Here is a 17,300-nt window from a genome sequence, read left to right on the forward strand (position 1 = left end):
TTCTTGCTGATATGAGCAATCGTTTGTTTTTTATCAAATATGAACAGGGCTTTTTTGATAGAAACATCTTTTGGCATCAAAATAAATGAGTTGACTTTCTATTTAAAAGAAAGTAACATACTATTTGTAAGTAAATATTGAAACGTTAGCACGGGAGGAAAATAGAATGTCTAAAGTATTGTTTGTTAAAGCTAATGACCGTACTGCTGAAGAAGCTGTATCTGTAAAACTTTATGATGCGTTTCTTAACAGCTATAAAGAAAATCATCCAAACGATGAAATTGTAGAGCTTGATCTTTACAAAGAAAACCCGCCGTACCTGGGCAGAAATGCTATTAACGGGACATTTAAAGCAGGAAAAGGCATGGAATTGAACGAGGAAGAAAAAGCAGCTGCAGCTGTAGCGGACCGTTACTTGGACGAATTCGTCAAAGCCGATAAAGTTGTTTTTGCTTTCCCATTGTGGAACTTTGCTGTTCCAGCTGTACTTCACACTTATGTGGACTACTTGTCCCGCGCAGGAGTGACGTTTACATACACTCCTGAAGGACCTAAAGGCCTGATGGGAGACAAGAAGGTTGCTCTGTTAAATGCCAGAGGCGGCTTCTATTCTGAAGGACCGATGGCTGCAATGGAAATGTCATTGAACTACATGAAAACCGTCATGGGCTTCTTCGGTGTTCAAGACCTGCATACCGTTGTCATCGAAGGACACAACGCTGTTCCTGACGACGCTCAAAAAATCATTGAAAACGGCTTAGCAGAAGCTAAAAAACTTGCAGCATCATTTTAATTGTGAAACCCTTGTTCCAAAAGCGGAACAAGGGTTTTTTATTTATGTCGGCTGCTTCATGCTTAATAAATAATAAACATAGTCAGTCGGCACACCCGCTTCACCCATTTGCCGCAGCATCGCTGAAATGTTGCCTCTGTGGTACGTGCCGTGATTGACCACGTGATGAAGGAGTTCGCTAACAGGCGTTTTGATTTCGCCGAATGCCGGATGTGCAATCGTGATTTCACCATCGGGGTCTTCAAGATTTTCAAAAAACGTTTCATATTGAAGCGCCGTGTCTTGAAAAATGGAGACGAAGTCATCAATCTTTTTTCCCTTTAACATTTCTTTCAGCCGCATACCGGTTTCCTTTGCTTCCTCGTAAGCGGCTCCGGATATTACTTTCAGCCACAAGGCGTCGGCCACGCACATATGGGTAACGACCTCAGATACAGATTGAAAAACGCTTTGGATTTCCCGGGTGAACAGCTCTTCAGGCAGGCTTTTCAGGTGGCTGAGCACCCTTTGATTCGCCCAGTTGTGATAATCTAAATGCTTTAGTGCGCGATGTGTCATATTTTTAGCCCTCCTCACTTTTTTATTATCAATTCGTGAAAAAGACCGATATTCCTTTAAATGAGGAAAAAATACCTCGGGGCATAAAAAGTAAAAAACCTGCCGATCGGCAGGTTTTTGTGCTTAGTCTTCGTCCTGTTTTTTAGATGGGGTAACCGGGTAAAGTTCTTCCGATGCTTCACTTTGATACTGCAATGAGCCTGGCTTTTCTCGTTTTTCGTTTTCCGTTTCGCCCAAAACGTTGGCTTCCATATAGCGGTGGAAGAAATATTCGAACACTGTGACGCCGATTGCTGACACGATTGAAGCGGCAGCAAGCGAACCATACGGCGGATTATTTTGCATGGCGAGAATCGCCCAGATCAATACGAGGGAAAGGCCAAAGTCTCCCATTGTTGCAGTTGTATTGTTTGTTCTCGGCAGAAGAAGAAGATCTCCGATCAGATAGGAGATCACACCTAAAAACAATGTCAAAACAAACATTTCGCCAAATGGAACGCCAAAAAATAGAGTTAGCACCACATATAAGAGGACAAGGCTCACAATAAATTTTAAACACAATGCTCTTACATGCTTCATTTCGTTTCCACACCTTTCAGCTTATTTTAAAGCATTCCTGTTTTGTTGCTGTTTATTGCTTTTGTTATCCTGCTGGAATGCGCTTTCTGTTTCGTGGTCGTTTTTCAGCTGCTCGAGGCTGCTGTTTTGAATGCCTTTCTTCTGCATGGTCTCACCACCTTTTTCACTATATTTTGGATTGTTTTTGATTTCTTATACATACCACGAAAAAAGCAAAAAAGAGGGGTATCCCTCTTCCTGAAAGCCTGTCATTTTTTTCTCAGTCCTGCCGCGTATGCAGGGCCCATCCCGGTTATTTTTGATAAAATGAGCGCCATATCATGCGGCGTCTCTTTCATGCCGTTTTCCAGCCATTGCTGCATGACGCTGATATGAGCGCCGGTTATATAGGAAATCAAGTAGTCCTCCGGTACGATCGGATCCGCCTTGATCGCTTTTTTCAGCCGTTTTAAATTGATGCTCAAAACCGATTTGAATTTCAAACGGAAGGAACCCGGGCCTTTCGGGCCTAAAATTGCCTTCATAAAAACCTCGTTTTCTCTTATATATTGAAAAATATCGACGACAAACGTTAGCGGATGATCAATCACATCCTGATTTAATATGTCCATTGAGTGAATCGAGCGTTTAGCAATGTTACTGATCTCTTGGATAATTTCCTCCTCGCTTTGTTCCAGCAAATCGTATTTATCTTCGTAATGCAAGTAAAACGTGCCGCGGTTAATATCGGCTTTCGTTGTAATGTCCGTGACGGATATCTCTTCAAACGTTTTATTTTTCATCAGTTCAGAAAGTGCGTCTCTAATCATTTTTTTCGTGCGCTTTACCCTGCGGTCTTTTTTTTGTCCAGTCATACAAATCCTCCTGAGGTCCATGAAAATCAACAATGTCCATGTTTGTGTTGAGAACTTAACATTTGCTGATTGATTGTTCATTGCATTCGCCTTTTGTGCAATTATAATAAACATGATGAATATTAATCAACACAGTGTTCAATATTTGTGTATGAAAAAGCATGCCTCATAAGACAAAGTGTGTTGAAAGTCCGGCCAGGGCAAAATCAATCGTCCAAAATGAGGCGTGGAATTTCAAAAAGCGGCTCTAAGGAGAGGATAGAATGGAGAAATATGTGCTGTATTTCAATGAAATCGATCAATTTGCTTTGCCCTATGTCGGCGGAAAGGGGGCGAACCTCGGGGAAATGACAAAAGCGGGTTTTCCCGTTCCCGAGGGGTTTTGCATATCAACTGCCGCCTATCGCGCGTTCATACAAACAAGCGGCATCATCGACAGCCTGCTCGACCAGCTTGGACAGCTCAAGCATGATGATCTGGAACAGATTCGGATTGCGGGGAAGCAGATTCGCGAGCATCTTGCCCAGATTCCCATACCTGACGAGATCAAATCGGCGATACTGGAAGGCGTTGATACGACCGGCAAAGATAAAGCCTATGCTGTCCGCTCCAGTGCTACGGCAGAAGACCTGCCGACAGCTTCATTTGCGGGGCAGCAGGATACCTTTTTGAATGTCTGCGGAAAAGATCAGCTTCTTGATGCGGTAAAACAATGCTGGTCCTCTCTGTTTACGGACAGGGCGATTTCCTACCGCGCGAAAAACGGTTTCGATCACCGCTCTGTTTTTCTTGCAGTTGTCGTGCAAGAGATGGTTTTTCCCGAGGTGTCCGGTATTATGTTCACTGCGGACCCGATCACGGGGCACCGCAAAACGGTTTCCATCGATGCCAGCTTCGGCTTGGGTGAAGCGTTGGTGTCCGGAATTGTGAGCGCTGATCTGTATCAGGTTCAGTCAGGTGAAATCGTCAAAAAACAACTTTCGAAGAAGGAATCGGCCATTTACTCCGTTCCAGAAGGAGGAACCGTTCAGAAAACCCTCTCTCCGGAAGAACAACAAACACAGGCTTTGCCGGATCCAAAAATCGTCGAATTGGCAGAACTGGGGCGCAGAATCGAGGCTCACTACGGTAAGGAACAGGATATAGAATGGGCTTTTGCCGGCGGCAGCTTTTACATTCTTCAAAGCCGGCCGATCACATCCCTATACCCGGCCGTACACGTTTTTGATGATAAGCCGCATGTATTGATTAATTTTGGCTATATCCAAATGATGACCGATCCAATGAAACCATTGGGTGTATCGGTGATCAGCCAAGTTCTCCGATTTTTAAAAAAAGACCCTTCGGCACAGCCGATTCTTCGCGAAGCGGGAGGAAGAGTGTTCGCCGATATTACGGGTGCTCTTTCCCTCAGATTCGCCCGAAGCCGGCTGCTTAAAGTATTAAATGGTATGGATCAGCTGATGGCATCTGCTGTATCGGAGGCAGTCAAGCGCAAAGAACAACAGCTTAATTCCATTTCGATAAAAGGCATGTTTCATATTGCCGGGAGATTGATGCCGATTTTGATTCCGGCAGCATTAAAGGTTGTCGGAATCCTGCTGATGAAAAACCCCGATAAAGCCGAGAAAAAAGCGGAATTGATCATTGAAGCGATCGTGACGGACACCGAGGAGAAGCTTAGCCGGACTTCCGGTGCTGAGACGATCCGCGTCATCCAAAAAGGAATGGAAAGAATGTTCCAAGACGTGCTTTCAAAAGTCGCTGTATATGTCTTCAGCGGAATGATTGCAGCCGGAGCGCTCGAAAAAAAGCTGAAAAAAAAGCTGGGGGACGAGAAAAGCGCTATTTTACTGGGGAAATTGTATAAATCCCTGCCTCATAATGTCACAACGGAAATGGGTCTTGAGTTGGGGGATCTTTCCGATCAAGCGAGGAAGTATCCTGAAGTCATTGACTATTTCAAGCGTGCAGACAGCGAAAACTTTATGGAAGAATTGCTCAAAATCCCCGGCGGCGCCGAATTGAAGTCGAGTTTAGATGGTTATCTCAAAAAGTACGGGATGCGGTGCGTGGGAGAAATCGATATGACAAGGCCAAGATGGGCAGAGGCTCCGGTTCAGCTCGTTCCGTCCATACTCAGCCATATTCGGACGACTGCCCAAGGGGAACACAGGAGGAAATTTAAACAAGGCGAAATGGAAGCGGAAGAAGCAAAAAAGGAAATCATCTCTCAATTTCGTTTCACGGAAAAAAAGAGAATCTCCCGGCTCGTTCATATGTATCGAAGCCTGATGGGAATGCGGGAGCATCATAAATTTACACTTGTAAAATTGATGTTTTTATACAAAAAAGCCATTCTTAAAGAAGCCCGCCACCTCGTTGAAAAAGGAATCCTCAATTGTGAAGACGATGTTTTTTACTTGACGCTTGAAGAGCTTATCGCGCTATTGGAGAATCGCAGCATCGGGAATATTCCGGAATGGTTAACAGACAGAAAACGGCAGCATATGTCCAATCAAAAGCTCACATCCCCCCGTGTGATGACAAGTGAAGGGGAGATCATCACAGGGAGGCTGCGAAATGCAAAAAGTCCCGAAGGAGCTCTCACAGGGACACCGGTTTCTGCGGGCATCATTGAAGGGACCGCCAGAGTTGTGAAGAGCCCTGAAGACGCGAGGCTGAATCAAGGGGACATCTTAGTGGCGCCGTATACTGATCCGGGCTGGACTCCGCTTTTTACTTCAGCGGTTGGACTGATTACGGAGGTGGGCGGCATGATGACTCATGGTTCAGTAGTGGCAAGGGAATACGGCATTCCTGCGGTCGTCGGAATTGACAAAGCGACAGACATCATAGAAGACGGCGCCTACATCCGAATCGACGGAACAAACGGGTTTGTTCAAATATTGAACAGTGACGGCTCATGAGCGCTTATATTGATGTTTGATGCTTATACCTGATATAATAAAAACAGAACAAGAGTTCGGTTTGATTCTCAAGGTGAGCAAAGCGTTGAGAGCTTTCAATGAACAAAGCAGATTCATGAAAGAAGAAGCCAGTCAAACCAATGAAAATGAAGGAGAAATGGATGTCGCAAAATGGAATTGTTTTAGTAGCCAGTGTATCAATCTTACGGGATGATAAAGTCTTGATGATAAAAGAGAATAAGCCTACCGCCGTTCATAAGTGGAACTTTCCGGGTGGACGTATCGAATATGGAGAGGACATTCTCCATTCAGCTCGAAGAGAAGTTAAAGAGGAAACTGGATTGGACGTAAAACTGATTGCGGCTGCTGGTGTATATAATTTTATCAGCAGAACGAAGAATCAAGTTATTTTATTTCATTTTATTGGTGAAGTTACCGGAGGTTCTATCAAGCTCGAAGAAGATGAAATTTCAGACTGCAAGTGGATAAAAGTAAGTGACCTTGTAACATTTGAGAACGAAGACTTACGAGAACCAAATGTAATAAAGCAAATCATTGATAACCTATTAAAAGAGAATGTACACTCAATGAGTGTGTATAATGAGCAACTGATTCAATAGTTCTTATCCAGCTAACAGAGACGTTAGTTGAACAAGTATAGAGGAAACCCTAATCATAGGATTTCCTCTATTTTCATGCAATATCAACATTAAAATTCAACAGAGCCTAAATCAAAAAAGCCAGCCTCTTAAAAAGGCTGACGAAGTCGTTCTTACCAGCTTGCTTTTTTAACGCCGGGGATATGCCCTTTGTAAGCAAGCTCACGGAAGCAGATGCGGCACAATTTAAACTTCCGAATCACGGAATGCGGTCTGCCGCAGCGTTCACAGCGGGTGTACTCTCTGACTTTGAACTTTTGTTCCCGTTTTTGTTTGACAATCATTGAAGTCTTGGCCATCTTTTTACCTCCTTCATTTTAAATTCATCGATTTATATAAATAAAAATAGAATTTATTTCTGTAAACAATTTATTATAACATTTAAAATATCATTTGTAAATAAATTCAAAAGACTCGCTTTGCAGATAAAAAGCGAAAATGAATCTCATTGATTAAAGCAATTAAACGATCCCGTTTCTCCTTAAAAAGCGGCATATTCTATCAAAAAAGACCCACGCCCATCGATTGACTGATCTGCCATCCCTAAGATCGATGTGTCCGCTTTGCTCGATCTGATGATTTGGATTGAGCGGAAAATAACCGATTTGCATCATTACGAAGCAGCGGGAAATTTGTATACTGGCTTCAAAGAAAGGGGGGAGGATAGAGAACAACGGTATTTAGATTTTTGTCTCATTGTCTGGCACTCCACTATACAATGAAACGAAGGAAGAATCTAACACAGCAAGAAAGCGCTGCAGAATTTGACAGTCTTGTGATTCGACTCCAGCCAAAGAAACAAATCACTTCGATTCCGTAACACCAGCTCCCGCTCTAGATCAAGCTTGAAAACGAATCACGGAATGCAGGGCTGTTCATTTTCACATGAACCTCGATGTTCTAGGGGTGACATTGCCGCTGTGTCCTTGAAAGCGGCGCCGACGGCGGAAATGGTAAACGCGTCAAATGTTATAAGCGGTAAAATCGGGAAAAGGTGTGCCGGCTGCACACCTTTTTTTCAGCGGCTACCTTTGGCTGACCGCTATTTTAAGCCCGATCAAAGCGAATAAAGACCCTTCCAGCAAATGAACTTTTTTGGCGGCTTGCGGACTTCTGCGCAGCCGGTCTCCGACTTTTTCCGCAAACAGGCTGATCATCACAAAGATCACAAACGCTTGAATTAAAAATAACATGCCGTAAACGAGCATTTGCGTTGTCACGCTGAAGGTGCCGGGATGAATAAATTGCGGAAGAAAGGCAAGGAAGAACAATGAGACCTTCGGGTTTAATAGATTCATCACAACGCCTTTTTGGTATAAAGCCCTGCGGTTCAATGAATCTTTAGCTTCAAGATTGAAACCAGCACTTTTTCGCCGGAAAGACTGGTAAGCTAAAAACAACAGATAGGCTGCACCTGCATATTTCACGATCGAGAAGGCGACAGCTGATTGATAGATCGCAGCAGAAATACCTGCTGCAGCAGCTGTGATGTGGACGACTAACCCTGTGCATAGCCCGCATGCGGTTGCTGTACCTGCCGATTTTCCCTTTGAGATGCTCTGTGCCAAAACGAACAAGTTGTCAGGGCCCGGCATAAGTGTAAGCAGTACAGCCGCACCTAAAAAAGAAACGATCGATATCACATCCATCTGTCCAACTCCATTTTCATTAGTATTTTTTTATTATACTATCAGAGAAACTCTTTTTTGAGTGAAAAGGCGGGGAAAATGGACGGTTTTTTAGTTTCTTGTATTAGTACAAGTTTGTGCTAATCAACATATTTTGATAATGAAGAATGAAACTCAAGGAAGGGAGAAGTGCTTATGTCTTACTGCAAACCGCGCGTTCTGCCGCCAGTTGTGCATCCTACCAGGTACTGTGAGGATCACAGATACTCTAAAACGATCGTTCCTCACATCCATCCGCAGCATATTAAAAAAGTGGATCATCAGAAATACGAGCATGTTCACTATTATCCGCATTCTTATTCAAACTATAAGCCGGTTTATCATGATCACTCTTACTGCGGTAAACCTTGTAATCGCTACGAAAAATACTAACCTTTCCGGAAGAAAAAGTTCTTCTCATGAAAAAAAGGCCGTAAGAAGCGTCCTAATGGTGCTTCTGCGGCCTTTTTTTCATTTAGTTCCTGCAACCTTGCAAAGTCCCCTGCAAAACAGCTCGGCCGGCCTTTTTCGTCTTCGAATTGAAAGGACGCACTTCGACTCGGGTATTCACAGTCAGCTCTGATGATATTTCATCAAATTTGCCCGCCCAAAGACTTCCGCCAAACCAGCTTGGCGCGTCTTCCCGGACGAGATGCATGGTGAAGCGCCAGCTGATCTGGTCCGGTATCCGGGCCATTCCTTCATATTGATCATAATCTCCAAATGAAGCAGGGGCCGGAAGCCAATCGGCGTAGATGCCGACGCTTCGCCGTTCCCTGACTGGACTGTCAGGTGCTTCGGTATACGGTTTTTTCACTTTTGCAATTAAAGCCGTTCCACGGGCATTGGGAATATCCTGGGCTGGATGAAGAACGACGCTGCATGGATAAGGTATTGGTGCGGCAGGCTGCGCTTGGATCGCCGCCGCAGGCAGCATGAGGACAAGCGACAGCGCAAGACTTCCCAAGCGTTTCATCATTGAACCACCTCCGTATCTTGAAATAGTCTAACCAGTCACACCTTTTCAAATTCTTCACCTTCAGCCGCCAGGACATTCACCTATTGACATTTTGGGAGTACCTTATGGTAAAAGACACCATGATTGGGGGCGACGGCATGGGATACTTTGTTCAGGCAGAATCAGGCGTTAACCTGTACGTAGAAGACATTAATCCTCAAAGCCGCAAAACAATTGTATTTTTGCACGGCTGGCCATTAAGCCATCTGCAGTTTGAATATCAATTTGACGATCTTTCACAAAAGGGATACCGCTGTATCGGCATTGACTGGCGGGGATTCGGGCGTTCGGATAAGCCGGCGACGGGCTACAATTACAACCGTTTGGCTGACGATATCCGCGCTGTCGTTGAGACGCTTCAACTAAACCGCTTCACGCTTGCCGGTCATTCAACCGGCGGCGCCATAGCACTTCGCTATATGTCGCGATACAGGGGTTCCGGGGTCTCAAAGCTGGTTTTGATCGATGCAGCGGCACCTGTGGGATTTACAGAAGAGACGGCAGCCAAATTGCTTCAGCAAGCGTCTCACGATCGTCCTAAGATGATGCGTGAAGTGACCGACACATTTTTCTTTCAATATATTACACAACCGTTCTCGGACTGGTTTTTTCAATTGGGATTGCAGGCGGCAGGCTGGTCAACAAAAGCGGTCATCGACATGCTGAGAGATGAGAAACTGTATGATGATCTTGGAAAAGTCGCTGCTCCGACCTTGATCATTCACGGTGTTCAAGACAAGGTGATTCCGTTTGCGCAAGCAAAGGAACTCAACCGCAAAATAAGAAATTCATATCTTGTTCCGTTTCAATACAGCGGACACGGTCCGTTCTGGGAGGAACGCGAAATGTTCAACCGTATTTTAACGCAGTTTATCGGTTGATTCTATACCGAGGAGCTGCCGCCACATAATGTTCAAAAAGCAGAAAGGAATATTTTGGATAACGTGTTATGATGATAATCACCGAGACTGCTTCTACAGTTTGTAGCGTAAAAATACCCGAATAATTTTGCACTCCAGGGAAGAGAAGAATCGCAATTTTTACTAGGGTGAATCTCCGTTTTGCGCAGAAGCAGAAGGAAGCATGACGTTTCTGAGGGGGAATGGAATTTAATGAAGTCAATTCAAGCAATCACCGTTCATTCAAAGCAATATATTGTAGGTGAGCCATGCCATCCGCCAGGATTTAAAGACGAAGCGACCGTTATGAAAATTACAGAAAAAAACAAGTTCTATGGATTAATCAGAGGCTTTGTTGTTCATTTCGATACAAAAACAGAGCTGCATATTCATACAGAGTCCGTCAAGGTATATTGGAGATGAAGGACTTTAAGCGAACATTTAAAGTATTCGTTTAGTGTCTTTTTTTAACTCCGGAAGCAAGGGGTATTCAACCGGCGGATGCTTCAGGGTAATCAAGCAGATTTTCCAAACACGATCTTCAGAAAATGAACGGGCAAAAATAGGGACAAAGTATAGGTACTTATGCAGTCAGGCTTTAGCTTTTCAGCATAATGTACTAGTGAATCTATAAAATGAAAGGAGCGTGTACACATGTACTGCAAAAAACATCATGAGCCGCATGTTTACCCTACGAAATATTGTGAGGATCATAAGTATTCAAAGTCTGTCGTTCCTCATATTCATCCGCAGCATACTAAAAAAATTGACCACCACAAATATGAACATGTTCATTACTATCCGCACACTTATTCACATCATAAAGACGTTTCGCATGAACACTATCATTGCGGAAAACCTTGCAAAGGCTATGAAAAAAAGTCGGACTATGGCCATTGCTATTAATAAAAGCTTGATTATACCATATTTTGATCACAGTTAAATATACGTTCACTCATTTCACAGACCATAGCTTTTTTATGGTCTGTTTCCATTTGGGAGGTAGTAACCGTATATCGTGATTGCGAGCAGTATGAAAGCAGAATTTACGATAAATACACAACGCATCATTGCAATTTAAACAACCGCTGTTTCCTGCAATTCACCTTTCTTTTTTTTCTAACGTGATCGTGTACTGCATCTCTTCCATCTAGCTCAGAAGGCGGATTTTCAAGTCGCACAATACATATTAATATCATTTATACCTTTTTTATTTTAAAATGGTACATATAGGATGCTGTTTTTTCTAGTTGGCTGGGAAGAAAGGAGAACCGTTATGCAAAAAACACTTTTTCAAAATGCAACGATTGTAACTCTTGATCCGCAGCTTCATACGATCGAAAAAGGGGACATGCTGATTGAAGGCTCCGTCATTCTGGACGTTGCCGAGTCGATTGCACCGGGAGACGCTGAGATTGTTGATGCCTCCAACATGCTGATCATGCCTGGATTTGTCGATACACACCGCCACGTATGGGAATCTGTGATCCGCGGAATCGGAGCCGACTGGTCCCTGCAAACCTATTTAAACCGGATTTATTATGGCAATTATGGATCAATGAGAAGGCCTGAGGATGATTGGGTCGCGAACTATTTAGGAGCGCTTGAGGCGCTTGAGGCAGGAGTCACAACTTTGCTGGACTGGACGATGATTGAATCGCCTGATCATACGGACCAGCTGATTGCGGGACTGAAAGACGCCGGCATTCGCGCAGTATTCGCTTTCGGAACATCCGGTGATGCCGAATATTGGGACAGAGACAGTGATCTTTCGAATATGGACGAAGCGAAACGGGTAAAAAAAGCATATTTTCAATCGAAGGATCAGCTTTTGACGATGGGGCTTGCCATTCGCGGTCCGGAGTTTTCTTCATGGAAGACATCTGTGTTTGAAATCGAAACGGCCCGGGAACTTGATGCCTTATGCAGCATGCATATTGCGTTTGGCAACTGGGGAGCGAAAGATCGTTCGATTGAGAAGCTGAATCAAGCCGGGCTGCTCGGTCCCGATTTAAATATGGTGCATGCCAATGCGATGAGTGAAGAAGAAATGAAAATGCTTGCGGCTCACGGAAGCTCGATTTCTGTGACACCAGAAATTGAGATGATGATGGGGCACGGCTATCCTGTTACAGGGCTCGCCTTAAAAAACAGGGTTCTTACTGCACTTGGGGTTGATGTTGTGACATCGACGGGAGGTGACCTTTTCGCACAGATGAAATTTGCCCTTCAAGCAGAGCGTGCAAAGCGCAATGAAGAGCTGTTGAAAGAAGGGATCATGCCTGGTCCCGAATTGAGCATATCGGCCGAACAAATCTTGAAAGCAGCGACCATTGATGGGGCGAGGGCATTAAGGCTCGATCATAAAATCGGCTCGCTTTCCCCCGGCAAAGAAGCTGACTTTATCATGGTGAAAACGGACAGCGTCAATTTGCTCCCTTTGACTGATGCGGTGGGGGCCATCGTCCAAAGCGCGCACACCGGAAATGTAGATTCCGTATATGTCGCAGGAAAAGCAGTGAAACGAAACGGTCGATTGGTTGATGCAGATCTTGAAAAGGTGAGACAAAAAGCGCTGGAAGCTAGAGACCATATCTTATCCCGATCCCCTGAAGGCGCCTATTGATCTTTCCTTTGAAATTCAGTGATAAACTTACCTTGCTTGACTTCAGAAGGCCGCTCTTCGGGAATTGTTTCTGTTTGAAGACCAGCTTTTTGGTTTAGTTTTCAGAGAAGAGTATGTATGGAAAAGGTTATGATGATGTTATAACCTTTTCCTGTCGCTTATAAGTTTTGATTAAAAGGGGATATAATTCACGCCATTAAGCATTTCTCTCCACAGATGATCATTAGACTGCCAGATTTCACGATCTGGAAGTGTAACCGCGCATATTCTTTTTAATGGCCAATTCTGCTCGACAATTCCTTTAACTTTTGAGTGATTGATAAGGAGTACCCTGAAGTCGTTTTGTACTAAATCCGATAATACGGACTCCAGTTCTTGAGCCTCCTTGTAGGTTCCGTTAGTTCTGACAAAAAGGATCCGATTAGCGGTTGACATCTTTTCATAAAATCTGTTGATTCTTCTATTGAATTTTTCCATCACTTCATTGTATGTGGCAAGATGTTCGAGTGTATTTTTATCTGCTTTAAAATCATGAGCTGAATCGACATGATAATAATCATCTGTTAAAGAGATATAACGGTCAGTAGTATAAACACCTGTTGAGTAGCCTGTTACCCTTAGATTTTGGGGTGCCATAAAATTTGAAAAGCGATTCTTTAAAAGACGGTTCAGTTCGGTCAGGGAAGAGGTACCGACCCAGTCTAAAGGACCTGCATACGGCCTTAAATTGTTTTTCCTAAGCTGAAGAGCAGTTAAACAGAGGTGGCCTAATCCGAAAATGGCATTATAGTCTCCTTTTATATCATTCAAATTCATAATCTTAACTCCTTTTGTGGATTAATTTCCAACAATCTATTATTTAGTATTGTATGTTTTATAAAAGGGTTGAGTAACAACAGTTGCCTACATTGAGGTCTCGGAACAGGAGAGTTTAAAGAATGGGGCGGAAACATAAATAAAAAACAACGTAAAAGTTGTTTTTTAAAGGGAATCTTTTATCTGTAATAAAAGGATGTCTATAACAGAGTCATTCAAATTCTTTAGAATAGCTGAAATGTCTAAAACCAGCCTTCTTGTTTGTTCGTTATCAAGGATTAAATCTTTATGATGGGAAATAATAGATTCCAAAACAACGGCAAGTTCGACACCATTGTCAATATTTGCTATCAATGAGCTTTCTTTTATTTTTGTCAGAAGCCAATTTAAATCATCCAAACCTTCAATAGGGTAGTAATGAATCTGATACAGATCGGCTGCCGAATTTTCAGTCAGAATCTGTTCCGCTTTTTCTTTTGTGATGGCATCTTCCGAATAGACATAGGGAATATCTGCATTCCCAGAATGTATGCCTCCCGTATGTCCGCAGCGGTCATCATCAATGGAGTCATCTGTATAAAGTTTAGAGAGAAATTCTCCAAATGAGCCGGCTAATCTAAAATCCTCTTCAAATTCTGAGTCAAAATAGTGAACGGGCGGATTTTCTTTCGTCTCCCTGTAGTCAAGCGCTATCCACGTATGGCCGTCTCCATGAATAAGGACCAGGTTGTCAGGCAGTCCCCATTCTTTAATAAAGGCTTTACTCTCGAGAATTCCATCCTTTTTCCCTATGCCTAATAAGTAGTCAAACTGGACATGATCTTTAGCCCAGGAGGTGGGCCGTTCAGAAGGGAAGGCGTTAAAATTGATATAGCCACCATTTTGTTCAAGAATAAGCGCTTTATATTCCTCCGGAAGTCTCACACCTAACTTTTTTTCAGCTTTCAGAATGCCTCTCTCTGATATGCTTTTTAAAGTGTACGGATCTTCGTCTTCGTATATCCAAAAGTTTTTCAAATGATACCCCCACATTCGTTTATATCAGTATCTATCATGCAAAATGCTGCTCGGGCCTTTATGCTTGTATTGCCTTCCTGCAGTCTTTTATAACGGCTATCTTTGGCTGAAGACCGAGAAATTATCATACGTTTGCGGAATAGCTCCGTATGTTCCTTTAATACGAATATCTTTACATTCACCTTCGGTATTCTCAAAATAAAGCCTGTAAGTCCTAGGCATCAATGTGATGACATCCTGAGCAGTTCGATCAGGCCAGTTCCCTTCAAAATCTTTAATGCTTAAACTCATAAACCTGCCGGAAAGATGCATCATCTGAATTTTAATCGTTGTTTTGCAGTTTTCTGCATTAAAAATCGTAAACTTGTAGCCAATATGCCAGTGAGAAACGTTAGAGTCGCTATAGGGAATGTCCTCCACATGAGTTCCCGTAAACGTAAGATTCAGCTTGTGCGGGAACGAATAAGCTTCAGCACTGCTCCCAAAACTGAAAAATCCACAAAATAACACCATGACCAGCAAAAAGCGTTTCATTCAAAACCCCCTCCTTTTTCCATTTTATTGTAGCATAGATGAGTTAAAAAAGATGGAAGTTTTTTGAGGGAGAAGCACAAAACCAAAAATCGCGTATGGCTTTGATAGGGTGTAAAAGCCTCTCCAACTTTTTTTAACCGGATGGTCGAGCAGCCATGAAATTGAAGATCTTGGTTTGACTTTTGCTGTAGGGGTTGATGAAGGCCGAGAGACTCCCCTTGAAAAAATTTATTTAAATGGGCGTCAATGATCCAAAGAAAGATCGAATCACCTTGACATACCAATATGTTAATCCGTACACAGCAGGAGCCCAGATTGCCGGGCATGATGAATGCTGGAACGAGCTATTTGCTTCAAACGTTATCGGTGTCAATAGGGAAATCAAATATGCAGGAGCTGCAGCCATTAACGGAAAAACAAATAGGCTCCTTGGTTTACTAGATGAAAAAGATGTAGACGGGATCATGTGGATCAAAGGGAAAGGGATAGGCGGTACTGTCAAAAACTATGAAAAACAAAAAACTGACGGTCATGGCAGTCAGTGAAAGGGATAGAAGGAATGGGTGGAAAGTTGATCATAAACAGCAAGTGACTGTTCAGAAAATTGATTCGTGGGACTAGGGGGCTGCCGATTTCACCTTTGGCTCCCCCTAGATTGTTGATTGCAAGAAACAGCTTCTTGTCCTACCGACGAAGGAAAAGAAATATGGAACATGAAAAATCAAAGAATTTTAAAAAATGTCGATGGCCGTTTATATTATTCTCCTTCAATAGGGAAAAAACGGTTTTACCGTAATTTCAAAATGACCCGCAGGTCTAGATTTTCCGTTTAAGATTAGCCTTCCCGTGTTTGGAGAGGCTTATGTTGGCTATGTCCAAATAGTTTATTTAATCTGCCATTCTTTAATGACAAGTGTTGAAGAGCCGCTGTCAACAATCGGATCAGAATTTCCGATCTCTGTTGCTTCCTTGAGAGACTCTGCGCTGATAAGATAAGCGCCCCCGGAAGCATCGCTGAAAGGGCCAAACATTTCCAAGCGGTTCTCGGCTTTAAGCCTGTCCAAAAATTGATAATGGGCTGGCACATATTGATCTTTAAAATTCTCGGTTCTGGTTGTTATGAGTAAATATTTTTTCATCGTAGCACGCCTTTCTGTCAAAAGATGACTTTATCTTAGCACAAATATATAGAAGATTCATATAAAAGTTCGATCGGCGGAAGGCGTAGCTGTTTTCCTTTCGATTGCGCCACATTGGCAATGATTGAAAGTGATTTTGAAGTAAAGGAGTGGAAGACCAAGGAGACGGGATTTGAATTTCATGAAAAGAGTGACACGGATATTAATAGGGAAACAGGGAATAAAAAAATAGATATTTACAAAAATATTAGTCTTAAATGGAGAATCCTCGGACACAAAACCAGCGCAATCATGAGTTTGCTTTGTGTCTTTTTTATTTTAAGGAGGGATCAATCATCTTTTTATAATTGTCAAGATCATTGAGGGAATTCTAGAGATGAGGCAGTAAAAAGACTAAGCTTGTCATTCGGCCATCACTTTTGATTTACTGAATGATTAATTTGGGACTTGAGAACATCGATACTTTGTTAATCTAAGCGGAACTAACTTACTTTTTAAGTTAGTTCCGCCGTTCAAATGACTAATCCAGATTTTGATCGATCGTTCCTTCAAAATAGTCATCACTGACTTGTTCATGAGTTTCAGCCAATCCTTTTTCCAACTGCGTGGCTCCTTCATAATCCGAGGGGTCAAAATATTTTCCTGCCACATCCGTGCTGTCATTCATGTTTTCTTTGTTATCGGTTTCAGTATTAACGTTCTCTGTCTTAGCATTGCTGTCTAACGATTGCTGAGAATCGTATTCCTTGTCTGCTGAAGAAAATCTTTTGTAGTCATCGGGTCTGTCTGCTCCATGTTTTTGCGTCACGTTTATCACTCCATATTATTGAATTTTATGTTTCCTTTAAAATTAGACAGGGGCATCTGAAGACCATTTTAGTCTGATGATCATTCAATACAATGGTTTCACTCCTTTGCGAATTGTGCTGAAATATCAACTCTTTTTATTGTGTCTGTTGAGGTGGTATTCATTCTCTTTTTCGGGAAATCAATCTTCAACCCTAGGGGAAAGAGAACAGGCGCAAAAAAATCATAAAGCAAAACCGGGCGTGCAGCAGGAACGACGCCAATCCTTTCAATGGCAGACATCAAACAGGATAACTTCCTATTCGATGATTAAGGCTTATGTATTTAAGAACATGTGGTTGGGCGCCTCCTCTGGGGGATAAAAGCGGAAAAAAAGCGAATTCAACTCTGGATATATTTTTCCT

22 protein-coding genes are annotated in these 17,300 nt (G+C 42.8%); 9 read left to right on the plus strand and 13 right to left on the minus strand.

Annotated elements, in window-relative coordinates; translation table 11 throughout:
- Positions 1-166: 166 nt before the first annotated feature.
- Positions 167-793: an FMN-dependent NADH-azoreductase gene (locus M1D90_RS10675; RefSeq protein WP_020451803.1), complete on the plus strand. Its 627-nt coding sequence runs from the start codon at positions 167-169 to the stop codon at positions 791-793.
- 42 nt (positions 794-835) lie between these two features.
- Here the strand turns inward: M1D90_RS10675 and M1D90_RS10680 are convergent, their stop codons facing one another.
- From M1D90_RS10680 to M1D90_RS10695, 4 genes are all read right to left on the minus strand, one after another.
- Positions 836-1,351 (minus strand): DinB family protein, encoded by a 516-nt coding sequence (locus tag M1D90_RS10680; RefSeq protein ID WP_020451802.1) that lies wholly within the window; start codon positions 1,349-1,351, stop codon positions 836-838.
- Positions 1,352-1,474: 123 nt separating this feature from the next.
- The gene (locus M1D90_RS10685) at positions 1,475-1,930 is read right to left on the minus strand and encodes a YndM family protein (RefSeq protein WP_020451801.1); all 456 of its coding nucleotides are present in this window, start codon (positions 1,928-1,930) and stop codon (positions 1,475-1,477) included.
- Positions 1,931-1,951: 21 nt separating this feature from the next.
- On the minus strand, positions 1,952-2,077 hold the full coding sequence (locus M1D90_RS10690) for a hypothetical protein (RefSeq protein WP_020451800.1): 126 nt from the start codon (positions 2,075-2,077) through the stop codon (positions 1,952-1,954).
- 101 nt (positions 2,078-2,178) lie between these two features.
- Entirely contained in the window at positions 2,179-2,784 is a 606-nt protein-coding gene (locus M1D90_RS10695; protein ID WP_026579558.1) for a TetR/AcrR family transcriptional regulator, read from the minus strand.
- A gap of 263 nt (positions 2,785-3,047) precedes the next feature.
- Here M1D90_RS10695 and M1D90_RS10700 point away from each other — a divergent pair, with 263 nt between their 5' ends.
- Positions 3,048-5,714, plus strand: a complete 2,667-nt coding sequence (locus M1D90_RS10700; protein WP_256164045.1) for a phosphoenolpyruvate synthase — start codon at positions 3,048-3,050, stop codon at positions 5,712-5,714.
- A 161-nt stretch (positions 5,715-5,875) separates the two neighbouring features.
- Positions 5,876-6,334 (plus strand): NUDIX hydrolase, encoded by a 459-nt coding sequence (locus M1D90_RS10705; protein ID WP_023857340.1) that lies wholly within the window; start codon positions 5,876-5,878, stop codon positions 6,332-6,334.
- 152 nt (positions 6,335-6,486) lie between these two features.
- Here M1D90_RS10705 and M1D90_RS10710 read toward each other — a convergent pair whose 3' ends face one another.
- Both M1D90_RS10710 and M1D90_RS10715 read right to left on the minus strand, forming a co-directional pair.
- Positions 6,487-6,672 (minus strand): type Z 30S ribosomal protein S14, encoded by a 186-nt coding sequence (locus tag M1D90_RS10710; protein WP_003182651.1) that lies wholly within the window; start codon positions 6,670-6,672, stop codon positions 6,487-6,489.
- Positions 6,673-7,398: 726 nt separating this feature from the next.
- A complete protein-coding gene (locus M1D90_RS10715) occupies positions 7,399-8,022 on the minus strand; it encodes a LysE family translocator (protein WP_020451796.1) in 624 nt (207 codons plus the stop codon).
- A gap of 174 nt (positions 8,023-8,196) precedes the next feature.
- Here M1D90_RS10715 and M1D90_RS10720 point away from each other — a divergent pair, with 174 nt between their 5' ends.
- Positions 8,197-8,433, plus strand: coding sequence for a CotD family spore coat protein (locus M1D90_RS10720; protein ID WP_023857337.1), 237 nt, complete (start codon positions 8,197-8,199; stop codon positions 8,431-8,433).
- Positions 8,434-8,515: 82 nt separating this feature from the next.
- On the opposite strand, the gene M1D90_RS10725 is transcribed toward M1D90_RS10720, so the two are convergent.
- Positions 8,516-9,019: a hypothetical protein gene (locus tag M1D90_RS10725; protein ID WP_031305168.1), complete on the minus strand. Its 504-nt coding sequence runs from the start codon at positions 9,017-9,019 to the stop codon at positions 8,516-8,518.
- Between the two features lie 137 nt (positions 9,020-9,156).
- Between M1D90_RS10725 and M1D90_RS10730 the strand changes: the two genes are divergently transcribed.
- The 4 genes from M1D90_RS10730 (at position 9,157) to M1D90_RS10745 (ending at position 12,583) form a co-directional block, all read left to right on the plus strand.
- Positions 9,157-9,939, plus strand: coding sequence for an alpha/beta fold hydrolase (locus tag M1D90_RS10730; RefSeq protein WP_079289267.1), 783 nt, complete (start codon positions 9,157-9,159; stop codon positions 9,937-9,939).
- 231 nt (positions 9,940-10,170) lie between these two features.
- Complete coding sequence (locus M1D90_RS10735) at positions 10,171-10,380, plus strand: hypothetical protein (protein ID WP_256164047.1); 210 nt, start codon at positions 10,171-10,173, stop codon at positions 10,378-10,380.
- Between the two features lie 231 nt (positions 10,381-10,611).
- Positions 10,612-10,863, plus strand: coding sequence for a CotD family spore coat protein (locus M1D90_RS10740; RefSeq protein ID WP_020451792.1), 252 nt, complete (start codon positions 10,612-10,614; stop codon positions 10,861-10,863).
- Between the two features lie 370 nt (positions 10,864-11,233).
- A complete protein-coding gene (locus M1D90_RS10745; RefSeq protein WP_105978778.1) occupies positions 11,234-12,583 on the plus strand; it encodes an amidohydrolase family protein in 1,350 nt (449 codons plus the stop codon).
- Positions 12,584-12,754: 171 nt separating this feature from the next.
- Here the strand turns inward: M1D90_RS10745 and M1D90_RS10750 are convergent, their stop codons facing one another.
- From M1D90_RS10750 to M1D90_RS10760, 3 genes are all read right to left on the minus strand, one after another.
- Complete coding sequence (locus M1D90_RS10750; protein WP_020451790.1) at positions 12,755-13,399, minus strand: DUF1796 family putative cysteine peptidase; 645 nt, start codon at positions 13,397-13,399, stop codon at positions 12,755-12,757.
- A 165-nt stretch (positions 13,400-13,564) separates the two neighbouring features.
- Positions 13,565-14,416 (minus strand): SMI1/KNR4 family protein, encoded by an 852-nt coding sequence (locus M1D90_RS10755; protein ID WP_149169609.1) that lies wholly within the window; start codon positions 14,414-14,416, stop codon positions 13,565-13,567.
- Between the two features lie 96 nt (positions 14,417-14,512).
- Positions 14,513-14,950, minus strand: a complete 438-nt coding sequence (locus tag M1D90_RS10760) for a hypothetical protein (protein ID WP_020451788.1) — start codon at positions 14,948-14,950, stop codon at positions 14,513-14,515.
- Positions 14,951-15,222: 272 nt separating this feature from the next.
- Between M1D90_RS10760 and M1D90_RS10765 the strand changes: the two genes are divergently transcribed.
- Positions 15,223-15,495 (plus strand): hypothetical protein, encoded by a 273-nt coding sequence (locus M1D90_RS10765; RefSeq protein ID WP_254114970.1) that lies wholly within the window; start codon positions 15,223-15,225, stop codon positions 15,493-15,495.
- A gap of 339 nt (positions 15,496-15,834) precedes the next feature.
- Here the strand turns inward: M1D90_RS10765 and M1D90_RS10770 are convergent, their stop codons facing one another.
- The 3 genes from M1D90_RS10770 to M1D90_RS10780 all read right to left on the minus strand — a co-directional run bounded on the left by M1D90_RS10770 (position 15,835) and on the right by M1D90_RS10780 (position 17,178).
- Positions 15,835-16,089, minus strand: a complete 255-nt coding sequence (locus M1D90_RS10770; protein WP_101560992.1) for a YciI family protein — start codon at positions 16,087-16,089, stop codon at positions 15,835-15,837.
- A 520-nt stretch (positions 16,090-16,609) separates the two neighbouring features.
- Positions 16,610-16,897 (minus strand): YozQ family protein, encoded by a 288-nt coding sequence (locus M1D90_RS10775; protein ID WP_020451786.1) that lies wholly within the window; start codon positions 16,895-16,897, stop codon positions 16,610-16,612.
- Between the two features lie 98 nt (positions 16,898-16,995).
- The gene (locus M1D90_RS10780; RefSeq protein ID WP_125897639.1) at positions 16,996-17,178 is read right to left on the minus strand and encodes a hypothetical protein; all 183 of its coding nucleotides are present in this window, start codon (positions 17,176-17,178) and stop codon (positions 16,996-16,998) included.
- Positions 17,179-17,300: the final 122 nt, after the last annotated feature.

The organism is Bacillus sp. JZ34, from assembly GCF_053903205.1.